The organism is Flavobacterium covae (genome assembly GCF_001534645.1).
GTDB classification, from domain to species: domain Bacteria; phylum Bacteroidota; class Bacteroidia; order Flavobacteriales; family Flavobacteriaceae; genus Flavobacterium; species Flavobacterium covae.
On the sequence record NZ_CP013992.1, the window covers coordinates 1,892,841 to 1,908,953 of the forward strand.

At 32.3% G+C, this 16,113-nt stretch carries 10 protein-coding genes; 5 read left to right on the plus strand and 5 right to left on the minus strand.

All coding sequences use genetic code 11. From position 1 onward, the window contains the following. Positions 1 to 284: 284 nt before the first annotated feature. The 4 genes from AWN65_RS08455 to AWN65_RS15240 form a co-directional block, all read right to left on the minus strand. Positions 285 to 467, minus strand: coding sequence for a hypothetical protein (locus tag AWN65_RS08455; RefSeq protein ID WP_060382768.1), 183 nt, complete (start codon positions 465 to 467; stop codon positions 285 to 287). 12 nt (positions 468 to 479) lie between these two features. Next, positions 480 to 680, minus strand: coding sequence for a hypothetical protein (locus AWN65_RS14805; protein ID WP_123861983.1), 201 nt, complete (start codon positions 678 to 680; stop codon positions 480 to 482). Between the two features lie 39 nt (positions 681 to 719). Next, on the minus strand, positions 720 to 2,942 hold the full coding sequence (locus AWN65_RS08460) for an NADP-dependent isocitrate dehydrogenase (RefSeq protein ID WP_060382769.1): 2,223 nt from the start codon (positions 2,940 to 2,942) through the stop codon (positions 720 to 722). Between the two features lie 283 nt (positions 2,943 to 3,225). Then, positions 3,226 to 4,284, minus strand: coding sequence for an EcoRI family type II restriction endonuclease (locus tag AWN65_RS15240; RefSeq protein ID WP_081078413.1), 1,059 nt, complete (start codon positions 4,282 to 4,284; stop codon positions 3,226 to 3,228). A 120-nt stretch (positions 4,285 to 4,404) separates the two neighbouring features. On the opposite strand from AWN65_RS15240, the gene AWN65_RS08470 reads away from it, so the two are divergent. The 4 genes from AWN65_RS08470 to AWN65_RS15245 all read left to right on the plus strand — a co-directional run bounded on the left by AWN65_RS08470 (position 4,405) and on the right by AWN65_RS15245 (position 9,465). Next, positions 4,405 to 5,067 (plus strand): thiamine diphosphokinase, encoded by a 663-nt coding sequence (locus tag AWN65_RS08470; protein ID WP_060382770.1) that lies wholly within the window; start codon positions 4,405 to 4,407, stop codon positions 5,065 to 5,067. Between the two features lie 90 nt (positions 5,068 to 5,157). Next, positions 5,158 to 7,149: an excinuclease ABC subunit UvrB gene (uvrB, locus tag AWN65_RS08475; protein WP_060382771.1), complete on the plus strand. Its 1,992-nt coding sequence runs from the start codon at positions 5,158 to 5,160 to the stop codon at positions 7,147 to 7,149. Between the two features lie 179 nt (positions 7,150 to 7,328). Next, positions 7,329 to 7,862, plus strand: coding sequence for a hypothetical protein (locus tag AWN65_RS08480; RefSeq protein ID WP_060382772.1), 534 nt, complete (start codon positions 7,329 to 7,331; stop codon positions 7,860 to 7,862). 241 nt (positions 7,863 to 8,103) lie between these two features. After that, positions 8,104 to 9,465, plus strand: a complete 1,362-nt coding sequence (locus AWN65_RS15245) for a hypothetical protein (protein ID WP_063744209.1) — start codon at positions 8,104 to 8,106, stop codon at positions 9,463 to 9,465. 188 nt (positions 9,466 to 9,653) lie between these two features. Here AWN65_RS15245 and argS read toward each other — a convergent pair whose 3' ends face one another. Continuing rightward, positions 9,654 to 11,432, minus strand: coding sequence for an arginine--tRNA ligase (argS, locus tag AWN65_RS08490; protein WP_060382773.1), 1,779 nt, complete (start codon positions 11,430 to 11,432; stop codon positions 9,654 to 9,656). A 202-nt stretch (positions 11,433 to 11,634) separates the two neighbouring features. Here argS and AWN65_RS08495 point away from each other — a divergent pair, with 202 nt between their 5' ends. Next, the gene (locus AWN65_RS08495; RefSeq protein WP_060382774.1) at positions 11,635 to 15,948 is read left to right on the plus strand and encodes a T9SS type B sorting domain-containing protein; all 4,314 of its coding nucleotides are present in this window, start codon (positions 11,635 to 11,637) and stop codon (positions 15,946 to 15,948) included. Positions 15,949 to 16,113: the final 165 nt, after the last annotated feature.

Below are 16,113 nucleotides of genomic sequence, written 5' to 3' on the forward strand. Positions count from 1 at the left end.
AGACTACAAAATCAGGGAGCGATGTCAGCTCGTGGGCGAAACGTATCGAGTATTAACACTAAATTTAGTTAATCTTGTAGGTATATCTTTTAAGATCACTTTAGATTGCCTAGCCTCTTTTCAAGGAGCTTTTTTCTGAAAATTAAACTGATTAATTGTGAAATGTGTTCCGTAGAATATATTCTCAGCAAGTCTTTTTTAAATTTATCCACTAGCAATATGTTCAAGGAATTTGATTCGTTCTTTGGTACCGTTTATAGTTTGGGTGCTTTTCCCTAACGGTCTTATAGAACCATCGTCATAATAATTTTCAATAACTTCCAGATTAGATTCTTTCCTGTTAATCCATTTTTTTGAGAGTCTATTAGAGTGTTTTTAAGTTGTAAAGCATAGGTTTCTTGGGTTTCTTTTTCTTCTTTAATTTGAATGTTTAGTTGCTGTAGCGTTTGCTTATATTTTAAATTCAATATACTGTCGTATTAGGCTAACTCTTTTGAAGAACAGATATTCACGTCTAATTGAGAACCTTCATAACAGTCAAATAATGGATTAGGGCTATCCTGTTCAATAGGATTGTATTTTTCTTTAACGATTACTTCTTTGGTAATGACTTTGATATGTTCTTTTGATTGGCAGGAAAAGAGGCTGATACCAATGAATAGGAATCTATATAGTTTCATAATTTATATATAAAAAAGCGACCCGAAGGTCGCTCTATATTAATTTAATTTGGCTAAGATACTATTCAAAGTGTCACTTGGACGCATGGCCTTGTCAGTCAATTCAAACGAAGGTTGGTAATATCCTTTGATTTCTTGTGCTTTTCCTTGTGCAGCAATTAACTCAGCGTCAATTTTAGCTTCATTAGTGGTCATTTCCTCAGCGATAGGCGCAAAAGTAGCTTGCAAATCGGTATCTTTTGTTTGTTTTGCTAATGCTTGTGCCCAGTATAAAGCTAAATAGAAGTGAGACCCTCTGTTGTCAATTTCACCCACTTTACGCGCTGGTGATTTGTCATTTGCTAAGAATAAAGCGTTGGCTTCATCTAAAGTGTCTGCTAAAACTTGTGCTTTAGTATTGTTTTGTGTTTGTGCTAAATGCTCTAAAGAAGCTTGTAATGCTAAGAATTCTCCTAAAGAATCCCAACGTAAATACCCTTCTTCTACAAATTGTTCTACGTGTTTAGGCGCTGAACCTCCTGCACCTGTTTCAAATAAACCACCACCGTTCATTAAAGGAACAATAGATAACATTTTAGCAGAAGTTCCTAATTCTAAAATAGGGAATAAATCAGTTAAATAGTCACGTAATACGTTACCAGAAACTGAAATGGTATCTTTACCTTCACGGATTCTTCTTAGTGTTTCAGCCATGGCATCTTTTACATCCATAATACGAATGTCAAGACCAGTAGTGTCGTGATTTTGTAAATATTTCTCTACTTTTTGAATCATTTGACTATCGTGTGCACGCCCTTTGTCTAACCAGAAAATAGCAGGAGTGTCAGATAAACGCGCTCTAGTAACTGCTAATTTAACCCAGTCTTGAATAGGCGCATCTTTGGTTTGACACATTCTGAAAATGTCTCCAGCTTCTACTTTTTGCGTTAATAAAACGTTTCCGTTTTCATCTTCTACATTTACAGTTCCGTTAGCATCGATTTGGAAAGTCTTGTCGTGCGAACCGTATTCTTCTGCTTTTTGCGCCATTAAACCTACGTTAGGAACTGTTCCCATTGTTTTAGGGTCTAAAGCACCGTTAGCAATCATGTCATCTACTACCGCCTGGTAAAAACCTGCATAAGTACGGTCTGGGATAATACAAACTGTATCTTCTTCTTTCCCTTCTTTGTTCCACATTTTACCGCCACTACGTGCTAGTGCCGCCATAGAAGCATCTACAATAACATCAGAAGAAACGTGGAAATTCGTAATACCTTTATCAGAATTCACCATAGCCACGCGAGGACCATTGGCTAAAGCCGTATCTAAAGCCGATTTGATTTCAGCTTCTTGCGCGTGACCTGCAATTTTAGCATATAAATCTTGTAAACCATTGTTAGGGTTAATATCTAAAGCTTTAAAAGTAGCAGCATAGGTCGTAAATACATCAGCAAAGAAAGTTTCTACAATAGCTCCAAAAATAATAGGGTCAGACACTTTCATCATCGTCGCTTTTAAGTGTGCTGATAACAATACGTTTTTCTCTTTAGCTTCTGCGATAGCTTCCTTAACAAAAGCTTTTAAAGCTGAAAGATTCATTACCGAAGAGTCGATAACTTCTCCTGCTTTTAATGATGAAAAATCCTTTAAAATTTTTGAAGAACCATCAGCACCATTGAAAACAATACGGAATTTACCGTCGTTAGCTACCGTAGTAGAAGTTTCAGTACCATAAAAATCGCCAGTATTCATGTGTGCTACCGAAGTTTTGCTATCGGATGCCCATACGCCCATACGGTGCGGATTCGCTTTTGCGTAGTTTTTAACCGCTTTAGGAGCACGACGGTCCGAGTTTCCTTCACGTAAAACAGGGTTTACTGCAGAACCTAATACTTTAGCATATTTAGCTTTGATGTTTTTTTCTTCTTCCGTTTGTGGTTCTTCTGGGTAATTAGGAACCGCAAAACCATGAGCTTGTAACTCGGTAATTGCTTCTTTTAATTGAACGATAGAAGCAGAGATATTAGGTAATTTGATGATGTTAGCTTCAGGCGTAGTGGCTAGTTGTCCTAGTTCGGTAAGTGCATCTGCGACACGTTGTTCTTCGTTTAAAAACTCAGAAAAGTTTGCTAAAATACGACCTGCCAACGAGATATCACGAATTTGAATATCAATGTTTGCTGATTGTGTAAAAGCTTGTACTATAGGTAAAAACGAATGCGTAGCCAGCATGGGTGCTTCATCCGTTAGAGTGTAATGAATCGTTGATTTGTTTGACATTATATGGTATGTTTTATTTTCGAACACAAATATAAGAAAATCAGCCTGAAATCTTTTTGAATTTAAGGGCTGGCTTCTATTTTTATGAAATTGAAAATTAAGAGAGGATGAAAATAGGATTTTGGGAAAATTGCTTCATTGTTTTTGTACAAAAGATAGTTTGAAGGTTGTAGATTGTGGTTCAAAAACTTACTTTTATTCCTTATGTTTTCTAGTATGAAGAAAACGTATTGCTAATTAATCGTTTTTTTTCGGACTTTCAAAAAAACGAAACTTACATTTATTATATGGCTTCTATTATTTGCTGAATTTCTGTTTTTTGTGATTCTTTTTTTATTCTTTTATTTCTAATTATGATCCTAAAATATGGACATTTTCCATTTATTGACAAATCTTTTTCGTCATTTCCTTTTCTGAATTTTATTATTTCAAATTGGTCAGGATTAAATTTATGTAAAAATGTTATGGGTACTCCCATAAATCCATCGTAGTCCATTGGAATATTCTGGGTTTTATCTACATTGATTCCATTGTAATTGTCATATTTAGGGTAGTCTGATTCGTTACCATAATATTTTTTTATAAGGTCAATGTCTTCGTGTCGTTTAGATGTATCTAGGTTTGTTAGCCATAAACAATTATTTGGTGAAACTATTCTATTTCCTAAACTATCTATTTGAGTTTCTGTTCCGTAAAGCTCATAATGTTTAGGTACTATAAAACCTGAAACACCTCTTCCTAAATTTATTCCCAACCAAACTTTGTTTTCCTTGATTAGTTTAAATATTTCTTTATAGGTTATAACATTAATATTACCGATTATTAAAAATTCTTTTTTAAATTTAACTAATTGGGCTACAAACTCTCTAAATAAAGAAAAAGGAGGATTTGTTACAACTATGTCAGATTGTTTGAGTAGTTCAATACTTTCTGAACTTATATCTTGATTATTTAATTTCCCTACTAATTTCCCTCTTAAAATATTCTCTATATCTTTCCCTTGATGTTTAGCTTCCGAAACTAAAATTATTCTCCAATTATTATTATCATCTTTTACTTCAATTATACCTCCATCAGGCTTTATACTTGATTTTGAAACAAAAAGAGTTTGTCCTAAATCTTTATCTACTTTTTTTAGAGCTTCATTTATTTCTTCTTTTTTAACACTCTTTCTGTATCGAAAAGTTAATTGAGGATATTCTTTCTTAAGTTGTTCAATAACATCACAAGATATATTACCAACCTTATTATCATGCCATTTTGCCTGGTTTCCAAATATACCAACTACACCTTGAGATAGCTTATGTTGATCGGTTAGTCTCTTTGATTGGTTCTTTTTTATGTTTTTATATTTTTACTTCAAGTAGTTCTAGTTACAGAGATACTAATTTATAGTTGATACTCATTTTTTAGACTTTTACTACCTTATTATTATCCTCTCTTTTTTATTTTTGTAGAAAAAATGTCTTCACACTCCGTTGTTAGAGATAACCAAGAACCCGCATTAATAATTGCTAATGGGGCGGAATGCTCACGCGAATTATTAGATCAATTACTTGAATGGTCACCATTCGTAATTGTCTTAGATTCAGCTATAGAAAGAGTTCTTAATTTAGGTATAAAAGTAGATGTTTTATTAGGCGACTTTGATAGAGGTTTTGATGCTGAATCTTATAAAGAGAAACAATATCCTCTTGAAATTGTTCATACTCCAGACCAAGATAAAACAGATTTAGAAAAAGCGTTTGATTATTTGATTAATAAAGGTCATAAAGCCGCAAATGTTATTTGGGCTACAGGAAGACGAACAGATCATACGCTTACAAATATTACGAATATTGCTCGTTATAGAGAGGAATTAAAAATTGTAATTCTAGATGATTATTCAAAAATTCATTTATTGCCTCAAAAATTTGAAAAGTGGTACACTAAAAACAGTATTCTTTCACTTATTCCTATTGGAGAAGTAAAGGGTATTCATTCTAAAAATTTATTTTATCCTTTAAACAATGACATCTTAACTTTAGGTTTTAAAACAGGCAGTAGCAACTTTGTAACAGAAGATGGTATTGTAACTATTGAACATGCCGAAGGACATTTATTATTAATAGAATCCTTTGATTAATGTATTTCAATGATAAAAAAACACTTAGAGTTCACGTGCTTTATATAATCAATAAAACTTTAACTTTACATTTCTAATTTTTAGTATTAAATGAAATTTCAAGTTGTATCTAATTTTTCTCCCATGGGAGATCAACCTCAGGCTATTAAAAAATTAGCCGAAGGAATCCAAAATGACGAAAAGTATCAAACTTTATTAGGTGTAACAGGATCAGGTAAGACTTTTACAGTAGCCAATGTAGTACAAGAAGTACAACGCCCTACTTTAGTCCTAGCGCATAACAAAACATTAGCTGCTCAATTATATTCAGAGTTCAAACAATTTTTTCCTAATAATTCAGTACAATACTTTGTATCTTATTATGATTATTACCAACCAGAAGCATATATACCCGTAACGGGGACTTATATAGAAAAAGATTTATCAATTAATGACGAATTAGAAAAACTTCGTTTAAGTACTACCTCTGCCCTACTTTCAGGTAGAAGAGATGTATTAGTGGTAGCTTCTGTTTCATGTTTATATGGTATTGGAAATCCTGTTGAGTTTCAAAAAAATGTTATTTCTATTGAGAGAAATCAAGAAATTTCAAGAACAAAGTTTTTACATCGTTTGGTTCAAAGTTTATATGCTCGTACTGAAGCAGATTTTAATCCTGGTAACTTTAGAATAAAAGGAGATACTGTTGAAGTCTTTCCTGGTTATGCAGATGATCCTTTTAGAATTCATTTTTTTGGTGATGAAATAGAGGAAATTGAGGCTTTTGATGTAAAAACGTCTAGAGTAATAGAGCGTTATGAGAAACTAAACATTTACCCTGCTAATATGTTTGTTACCTCTCCTGATGTTTTACAAAATGCTATTTGGAATATTCAACAAGACTTGGTAAAACAAGTAGATTATTTTAAAGAAACAGGTAAACATTTAGAAGCAAAACGGCTAGAAGAGCGAACGAATTTTGACCTCGAAATGATCCGCGAGTTAGGATATTGCTCAGGAATTGAAAATTATTCTCGCTATTTAGATGGTCGAGAAGCAGGTACTCGCCCTTTCTGTTTATTAGATTATTTTCCAGATGATTTTTTAATGGTTGTAGATGAAAGTCATGTAACTATTTCTCAAGTACATGCAATGTATGGTGGAGATAGAAGTAGAAAGGAAAACTTGGTTGAATATGGTTTTAGATTGCCTGCTGCTTTAGATAACCGTCCTCTTAAGTTTGAAGAATTTGAAGCACTACAAAATCAAGTTATTTATGTATCTGCAACACCAGCCGATTATGAATTACAAAAATCTGAGGGCATTTACGTAGAACAAATTATTCGTCCAACAGGATTATTAGATCCTATTATTGAAGTACGTCCAAGTGCCAATCAAATAGACGATTTAATAGAAGAAATCCAACAACGCTGTGAAGCAGATGAACGTGTTTTAGTAACTACTTTAACAAAACGTATGGCGGAAGAATTGACTAAATATTTAACCAAAGTTTCCATTCGCTGTCGTTATATACATTCTGATGTAGATACACTAGAAAGAGTACAGATCATGCAGGATTTACGTAAGGGTTTATTTGATGTGTTAATTGGTGTTAACTTACTTCGTGAAGGATTGGATTTACCAGAAGTTTCTTTAGTAGCTATTCTAGATGCTGATAAAGAAGGTTTTTTACGCAGTCATCGTTCTTTAACACAAACTGTAGGACGTGCTGCTCGTAATATTAATGGTAAAGCTATTATGTATGCTGATAAAATAACGGATTCTATGCAACGTACGATTGATGAAACGAATTATCGTCGTGAAAAACAAATTAATTTTAATACAGCACATAATTTGGTTCCAAGAGCTTTGAATAAATCTATTGAAAATCATTTATCTAAAAGTTCAACAAATAGTTCTCATCATGAACATTTTATTTCTAAAGCTGCAGAACCTGAAACGGAATATCTAACTAGACCTGAAATAGAAAAACGTATTCGTGAAAAACGAAAAGCAATGGAAAAAGCCGCTAAAGATTTAGATTTTATGCAAGCAGCAAAATTACGTGACGAAATAAAAGCTTTACAAGAAAAGTTAAATTAGTTTTTTATTTTTTTCAATAAAATTTAAGATTCTTTTTTTGAAAAAAAGAAGTGTGAACTATCTTTCTTTTTTATTTATTTACAATTTAACGGTTGTATTATGCTTCTTTTTTGTGTATTATCTGCTTTTTAAAACAATATTTATTAATTTAATACCGTTAACTAACTAAAAATTACAAAATGAAAAAAACTTTTTTAACATTCATTACCTTATTGGGCATTACAGCTACGGGCATAGCTCAAGATAATGCTATAGGGATACGTCTTAACGAAAACAACGGTTTTGGTGCTGAAATCACTTTTCAAAGAGATCTCTCTGATGATAATAGAATAGAAGCTAATCTTGGCTTCAAAAATCAAGGATATACAAGATATGGCAACTATAAGTATGATCAACGTGAAATAAAACTTACCGCTCTATACCACTGGGTTTTTGATATAAAGGACGGTTTTAAATGGTTTGTTGGACCTGGTGCGGGAATAGGTTCTTGGACGGCGTCTTCCTATTATAATTCAAATAATGGTAGATATGAGGACAAAACGGGAATTTACTTAATTCTTGCTGGGAATGGAGGAATTGAATATAATTTTGATTTCCCATTAAGATTAGCAGTAGATCTAAGACCTGAACTTTATATCAGTTCTGAATACAAAGACATAACCGATAGAGGATTTGGTCCGAACGTAGGGGTAAGTGCTCGTTATTGCTTTTAAAAAAAGGAGGCTGTCCTAAAAGTTTGCAATCTTGTCATCGATCAAAGGGAGAAATCACATACTATTGATTATGAGACTCCTCCTTCGTCGGAGTAACAAACTACATGTTGATTTATTACTTTTTGGGCACATTCATAATTACCCAAACACTTGCATATCAACAAAATAAGTGTTATTTTAGAAGAAACAAACCCCGAAATTGCTCAAAAAGAGTCAAAAACGGGGTTTTTCTTTAAATGCTATGCCAAAAATAATACGTTTAAGCGAATTTCAATACCAAATTCCATTTTTTACTATCAATAAAGATTTTGATGGTTTTTACGCCCAATTTTTAAAAACAGATTTGGGTAAAATTTATCTTTCGATGCCTTTTTCAGAGCTTGCTCAAGCCTTCAAACTGAAAGATTCTCAAAAAGGGACTCATTGTTATTTTAGTCCTAAAGGCAAAATTGCTCTGATGATGCTTAAAAACTACTACGGTTGTTCGGATAAAAAGTTGATTGAACTTCTCAATGGAAATATCTTTATGCAATTTTTTTGTGATATTCTGATTCCGATTGATAAACCTTTGAAAAACTTTAAAATCGTGAGTCAAATCAGAATGGAGCTATCCAAGACTTTAACCATTGGCAAAGCTCAAGAAGTACTAGCTAAGAACTGGATTCCTTATATGGGAGATTTAGATAAAATGCTTACGGATGCTACTTGTTACGAGAGTGAAGTGCGCTTTCCTACGAACCAGAAATTGCTTTGGGAGTGTGTACAGTGGAATTATAAGCAAATGGAAGCTTTGTGTCATTTGTTTAAAATAAAACTACCAAGAACTAAATATTTAGATTGGTGTAAGCGATACAATCAATATTCAAAAAAGAGAAAAAAACAATCAAAACATCGCACAAAAGTTACCCGAGGTTTACTTAAATTATTATACAAACTCAATGGCGAACTTAGCCGTATTGAAGCACAAAATCCGTTTGAAGCCACTACAAAATATAGCAAACAGCGCCTGATTATCAAACAAGTATACAAACAACAAATTCAGATATTTAAAACTGGTAAAAGTGTTCCAGACAGGATTGTAAGTATTAGCAAAAGTTATATCCGCCCAATTGTTCGCGGGAAAGAAGTAAAGCAAGTTGAATTTGGAGCCAAAGTAAACAAAATTCAAATCGATGGCATTAACTTCATCGAACACATTCAATATCGAGCTTTCAACGAAGGAACTCGTCTGCAAAGCAGTGTTTTTTGCGCTCAGAATTTAACTAAAACAAAAGTAAAAATACTTGGAGCCGATGCCATTTATGCTACCAATAAAAATCGAACCTTCACGTCTACCAATACTATCCAAACCGATTTTGTACGTAAAGGAAAAGCTGGAAAAAATGAAGAACAACGCAAAATTTTAGCGCAACACATCAAGAAAGAACGAGCTACTCGACTAGAAGGAAGTTTTGGCAAGGAGAAGGAACATTACCATCTCAAGAAAATCAAAGCCAAAACCCAAAAAAGTGAGATCCTTTGGATTTTCTTTGGCATTCACACAGCCAATGCATTAGAAATAGGGAGACGGATTTATCTACAACAGCAAACTTTAGTAGCATAAAAAAAATGTAAGACCAGCATCATAGGGGAACGTGCGTCGTGTTGCGACCCAAAAACCTATTTTTAAACATTTGAATCCTTTAAAAAACAAAAATGACCCAAATTTGTAAATCAAAATGGGTCATTGTTTTATTTTTTTACAAAAGTGAGGTTACTTCTGAATGTGCCTTTTTGGACAGCCTTATCTTATTACATTCTTTCAGGAACTTGAATTCCTAATAAACTAAATGCTCGTTGGATTGTTTCTCCCACTAATTTAGCCAATTGAACTCTAAAAATCTTTTTATCTACATTTTCTTCACCTAAAATAGATACATTTTGGTAAAACGAATTAAATTCTTTGACTAAGTCATACGTATAATTAGCTACTAACGCAGGACTATGGTTAACCGCTGCATTTTGAATAGCTTCGGGGAACAAAGCAATTTGTTTAATCAGTTCTTTTTCTTTTTCGTGTAAATTTTCTAAAAGAATATTACCTGAATAATCAAAATCTGCTTTTCTTAAGATAGACTGAATACGCGCATAAGTGTACTGAATAAATGGTCCTGTATTTCCATTAAAATCAACGGATTCTTCAGGATTAAACATCATTGTTTTTTTAGGATCTACTTTTAGCATATAGTATTTAAGAGCTCCTAGACCTATTATTTTATATAAATCTGCTTTTTCCTGATCTGTATACCCATCTAATTTTCCTAATTCTTCTGAAATAGATTGTGCTGTAGATGTCATTTCTGCCATTAAATCATCTGCATCTACTACAGTTCCTTCACGTGATTTCATTTTACCTGAAGGTAATTCAACCATACCATAAGAAAGATGATACAATTGCTCAGCCCAATCAAATCCTAATTTTTTTAGAATTAGGAACAATACTTTAAAATGATAATCTTGTTCATTTCCTACTGTATACACCATTCCTCCTACATCTGGAGTATCTTTTACACGTTGAATAGCTGTTCCTATATCTTGTGTTATATATACAGATGTTCCGTCTGCACGTAAAACCAATTTTTCATCTAATCCTTCAGACGTTAGATTGATCCAAACGGATCCGTCTTCTTTTTTATAAAAAACTTCTTTTTGTAATCCTTCTTCTATAACATCTTTTCCTAACAAGTAGGTATTACTTTCATAATAATACGAATCAAAATCAACTCCTAAATTTTTATAGGTAACACTAAACCCATCGTATACCCATTGATTCATTTTTTTCCAAAGAGCAACTACCTCAGCATCACCGGCTTCCCATTTGCGGAGCATTTCCTGTGCCTGTAAAATAGATGGTGCTATTTTTTTTGCTTCTTCTTCAGTGTGTCCAGCTTCTATTAGATCTTTTATTTCATTTTTATATTGTTTATCAAATTCAACATAAAAATGTCCCACTAATTTATCGCCTTTTAAGCCTGTTGATTCTGGTGTTTGATTCTTTCCTTCCTTTTGCCACGCTAACATAGATTTGCAAATATGAATACCGCGATCGTTTATAATTTGTGTTTTATAAACTTTTTTTCCTGATGCTTTTACTATTTCGGCCACGGCATAACCTAATAAATTATTACGAATATGCCCTAAATGTAAAGGTTTATTCGTATTAGGCGAAGAATATTCTACCATTATAGCTTTATCTCCTTCTATAGGTGTTTTAAAACCAAATTGTTCAATTGTTCTAGCTATATTAAAAAAATCTACATAATAACGGTCGGCAACTACTAAATTTAAGAACCCTTGTACCACATTAAACTTTTCAATTTCGGCTACGTTTTGAACTAAATAATCACCTATCTTACTTCCTATTTCCACAGGATTCCCTTTTATTAGTTTTAATAAAGGAAAAACAACCATGGTGATATCTCCTTCAAATTCCCTACGGGTAGCCTGAAATTCTACTTTATCAAGTGAAACCTCAAACAATTGCTCTACTGCAATCTTAATCTTTTCCGTAAGAATTTGTTGTAATGTCATAATTTAATTATTTTTTTAAGTATACAAAGATACTATTTAAATAGAAATTCACTAAATTTATATAGCAAGTAGAATTCCGAGGTTTTTAAAAAAAACCTCCCAAAAACAAATTGAAGGATCTAAAATAAACATATTTATATTTTTATCAGTTTTTTCCTATATTTAATATAAGTTTGCCGTCTCATTTTTAAAGAATTGTACCATGCTCAAAAGATATCTACTCTTATTGGTCTTTTTTATAGACTTTTATTCTAATGCGCAATTTATTTCTGTTGAAACAAATCGAACTCCTGATGATTTAGTACGCAATGTATTAACACAATCTGTCTGCATAAACGTCTCTAATGTCAAGAGTTCTACAGGAACGAACTTTGGATCTACAAATGGCATTGGTTCTTTTAAAAATACAAATCCTGCTTTTCCTATTAGTGAAGGAATCATTTTGAGTACAGGGAATGCCCTAAAATCTACGGGTCCCAATACATCAAGATTACAGGACGGAAGCGACACATGGCCTGGTGATAGTGATTTGACTTCTGTATTTACAACTGATCCTGCTTTTCCGCCAATTTTTTTAAATGCAACGAAATTAGAATTTGACTTTACCTCTTTGAGTTCTCATATTCAGCTTCCTTTTATTTTTACTTCTGAAGAATATGGCACTTATCAATGCAATACCTATGATGGAATTGCTATTTTACTAACGCATCCTGATGGAAAGGTGGAAAATCTTGCTTTAGTACCTAATACAAATCTTCCTATTTCTGTGGAAACAATCCGTAATAATTTATACAACTCTAGTTGTAATTCAGCTAATTCAACCTTTTTTGGTAGTTTTAATGGAGGAATTAGCACTAGTACTTCTCCTACTAACTATAATGGGCAAACGGTTTTATTATCTGCTACCAAAGATAATTTAATAAAAGGAGCTACTTATCATCTTAAAATTGTTATTGGAGATAGAAATGTAACTAGTGATGATTCTGCTATTTTTTTAGGTAGAGCCAACTTTTCTTTAGACACCTCCCCTTTGGGACCTGATCTAACCCTATGTAATAACGAGGGTATAAACGAAACATATACATTACAATCAGGACTAGATAGCTCCTTATATGATTTTGAATGGAGAAATCAAAACAACAATCCTATTGGTACAAATGCTCCTAATTTAGTTCTAAATCAAGCGGGAAGTTATCGTCTGATTTATTATATAAAGTCAACTCCTTGTATTGCTGGACAGGATGAAATTAAGATTGGTTACCAGAGTGCTCCATCTAGCGTAAATCCTAAAGTTTTATATAAATGCAATACGAATTCAACTAGTTATGATTTTGATTTCAGCTCGAATCAATCTTTATTAAATCCAACAGGTGCTCTAACAATTAGTTTTCATGACACATTGTTAGATGCTCAACAAAATATTAATTCTATAGGCAATAATTATAACGTTGTAGCGAGTACGCTTCCTAAAACTATTTGGACCAGAATTCAAAATGCAAATGGTTGTTATAATACAAAATCTTTTGATTTACAACTAACCCCTTCTCCTTCATTAATTAAACCCACAGACATTACAAAATGTGAAAATACTTTTGGAAGTGGGCAAACCTTTATTTCTACACAAGAATTTTCAATTCTAACGAATAAGTTATTGAACGGATTATCGAGTTCTATTTATCAAATAAATTATCACTTACAACCTGATTTTAGTGATTCTCCTATAGATATAAATAAACCTTTTTTAACAGGTAATAGGACTATTTATATTAAATTATTTGTAAAAACGGAAACCAATTGTTTTGTTACGGAATCTTTTAACGTTATCGTAATTTCACGACCTACACTAGAAGTGATAAAAGATCAATATGTTTGTGTTCAATATATCCTACCAGAGCAACCTAATGGAGCTCAATATTGGTCTGGTCCTAATCAAACAGGCATTAATTGGCCTGCAGGAACTAACATAACAATAGATGGAACATTAGTATACCAATATATAAGTAGTGGAAATCTTAGTGATTGTTATATAGAGAATGCTTTTACCGTACATGTTGTAAAATCAACCCAATTAATTCCTACTACCTTAACAAGTTGTGACAGTTATATTATTCCTGGCCCTCGTATTCCTGGATCAAAGTTTTTTTTAGATAGTGCATTAACTCAACAAATACTTCCTGGTACTAGCATCAGTACTATTGGAGAAACAACTTTATATGTAAGTTATGTCTTTTCTGATCCTAATTGTCCTCCTATTACGACTTCTTTTAAAATAAATATCTCAAAAAGCCCCACTATAAAAAACACTTTTACTAATTTATTTAGTTGTATTCCTATAAACAATTTACCAATCTTGATTACAGATCTTGGAACCGTAGATTACTACACCTATGATAATACTACTGGTATGTATAGTGTATTAAGTTTTCCTATTAGTAAAACAACTCATGTATATGCTTATGCTATAAATAATAATTGTCGTTCAAATATTTATGATTTTTGGGTTTATATAGGAGATATTGGATTAAAAAATATTGATTCTTGTAGTAATTTTTATGTTTTACCCCAACCTGTTATAGGTGAATTTAGAGATGCTCCTAATGGGGGTGGAAACCTGATAAAAACACCTAAAACGATTACCCAAAACACAACCATTTATCATTATATTGAAAATGCTAGTTGTACTTACAATAGTTCTTTTAGTATAAATTTTCACCAACCTTCTTTAGTAAGTCCTGAAGAGGCTAAATCTTGTATAAATTATATTTTACCAATAGAAAGCCAAGGAGGAAGGTATTTCACATTACAAGGAGGTCCTAATACACCTGGCAATACTGAACTATTCCCTAATAATGAAATAAAAACCTCTACAACTCTCTGGATTTATAAAGAGTCTAGTACAGCCCCAGGAAACCTAACCCCTAAATGTTTTAACGAAGTCCCTTGGAAAATAACTATCTTTAACAAACCTATTATTGATGTCCGAGGGGACCAAATTACCTGCTTTAAATACGATCTTACTCCTTTAGCTAATGGAAATTATTACCAAGACCCTAATGGTAAAAACCTTATAACTAATTTAAGCATAGACAGTAGTGATCTAAGACCTGGAATAGAACAATCAACTAGAGTAAAAACTATTTATATATATGCACAAAACCCTGTGGTATCTAACTGTTACAGCCAAAGTTCTTTTACCATAACATTTGATAGTTTAGAGGTTCCTCCACAAACAGATCTAGTAGTTTGTAATTCTTACACACTTCCTACTCTACCTGTCAATATGCTATATTATGATAGTCCTTTGGATCCTGCCCATCCTGAATTACCTCATCCTGGTAAAATTATTCCAGCAGGAACTACCTATAATACTTCCAATGTCATAAGTCCTATTTATGTATATACGAGTACTAATAATAAACTTAAGTGTATAGATGAAAAAAGTTTTAAACTAACAATTATATCCCAACCTGTTGCTCCTAAAAATATAAGCACTCTTCCTATATGTGATGAGTTTCAAGATCCTTTTGATGGTATCTTTCAATTTGATTTAAGCACAATTAATACTCTTGTTTTAGGAAATACAACTTCAACTAATGATTTAAAAGTAGACTATTTCAGAAGTTTTAATGAAGCAAATGATTTAAATGCAACCCCTCTAACTATAAAATACATTAATAATATCCCTTTCAACCAATCTATTTGGGCCAGATTATCAAGCCGTAAGCTCAATTCTTGTTTTGATGTAAGCAATGAAATAAAATTAATCATTGAGCCATTGCCAAAATCTAATTTACAACCAGAATATATTATTTGTGAAGATTATGCAACAGGTACTTTATACAATCAAGCAATTTTAGATACAGGTTTATCCTTACAAAATTATCAATTTCAATGGTTTTATAACCATACCCCTTTGGCAGAAAAAAACCCTTCAATCACGGTTTCACAAGATGGTAATTATTCTGTAATGATAACCAACACTATCACTAATTGTACAAAAAATTACACCACAAAGGTAACTAAATACAAACCTTACATTCTCTTAGAATATAATGATGCTTTTGAAATACCATCTTATATTAAGATTAATGTTATGGGGAATGGTTCAGGCAATTATAGCTATCAACTAGATAATGGTAACTATCAAGAGAGCAATCTATTCTATAATGTAAGCTCAGGAGAACATACCATTGCATCAAAAGATAATTCAGGACATTGTAGCCCTGCTCCTATTACAATATCAATTATTAACCATCCAAAATATTTTACCCCTAATAATGATGGTTATAATGATTATTGGAATATTCCTGATTTAATCCAGTCTAATCCAACAGCCTCTATTCAAATTTTTGATCGTTATGAAAAACTAATTCAACGCTTTTCTCCTAATTCAAAAGGTTGGGATGGAACCTATAAAGGCATTCCCTTACCAGCCGATGACTATTGGTTTACAGTAGAATACAATGAAAAAAATAGTACAAAAATTTTCAAATCCCATTTTAGTTTAAAAAGATAATATTTTAATCCCGAAAAAATTTCGGGATTTTTTTTTTATCTAAACTGTAACAAAAAAAATCATATTACGTCTTACTCTACAGAATCAAATTTAATTCTAAAAGTACCTTGTATTACACAATATCGCTTTTAATTTAAATTGTTTCAATCATCATCAATCAAAATT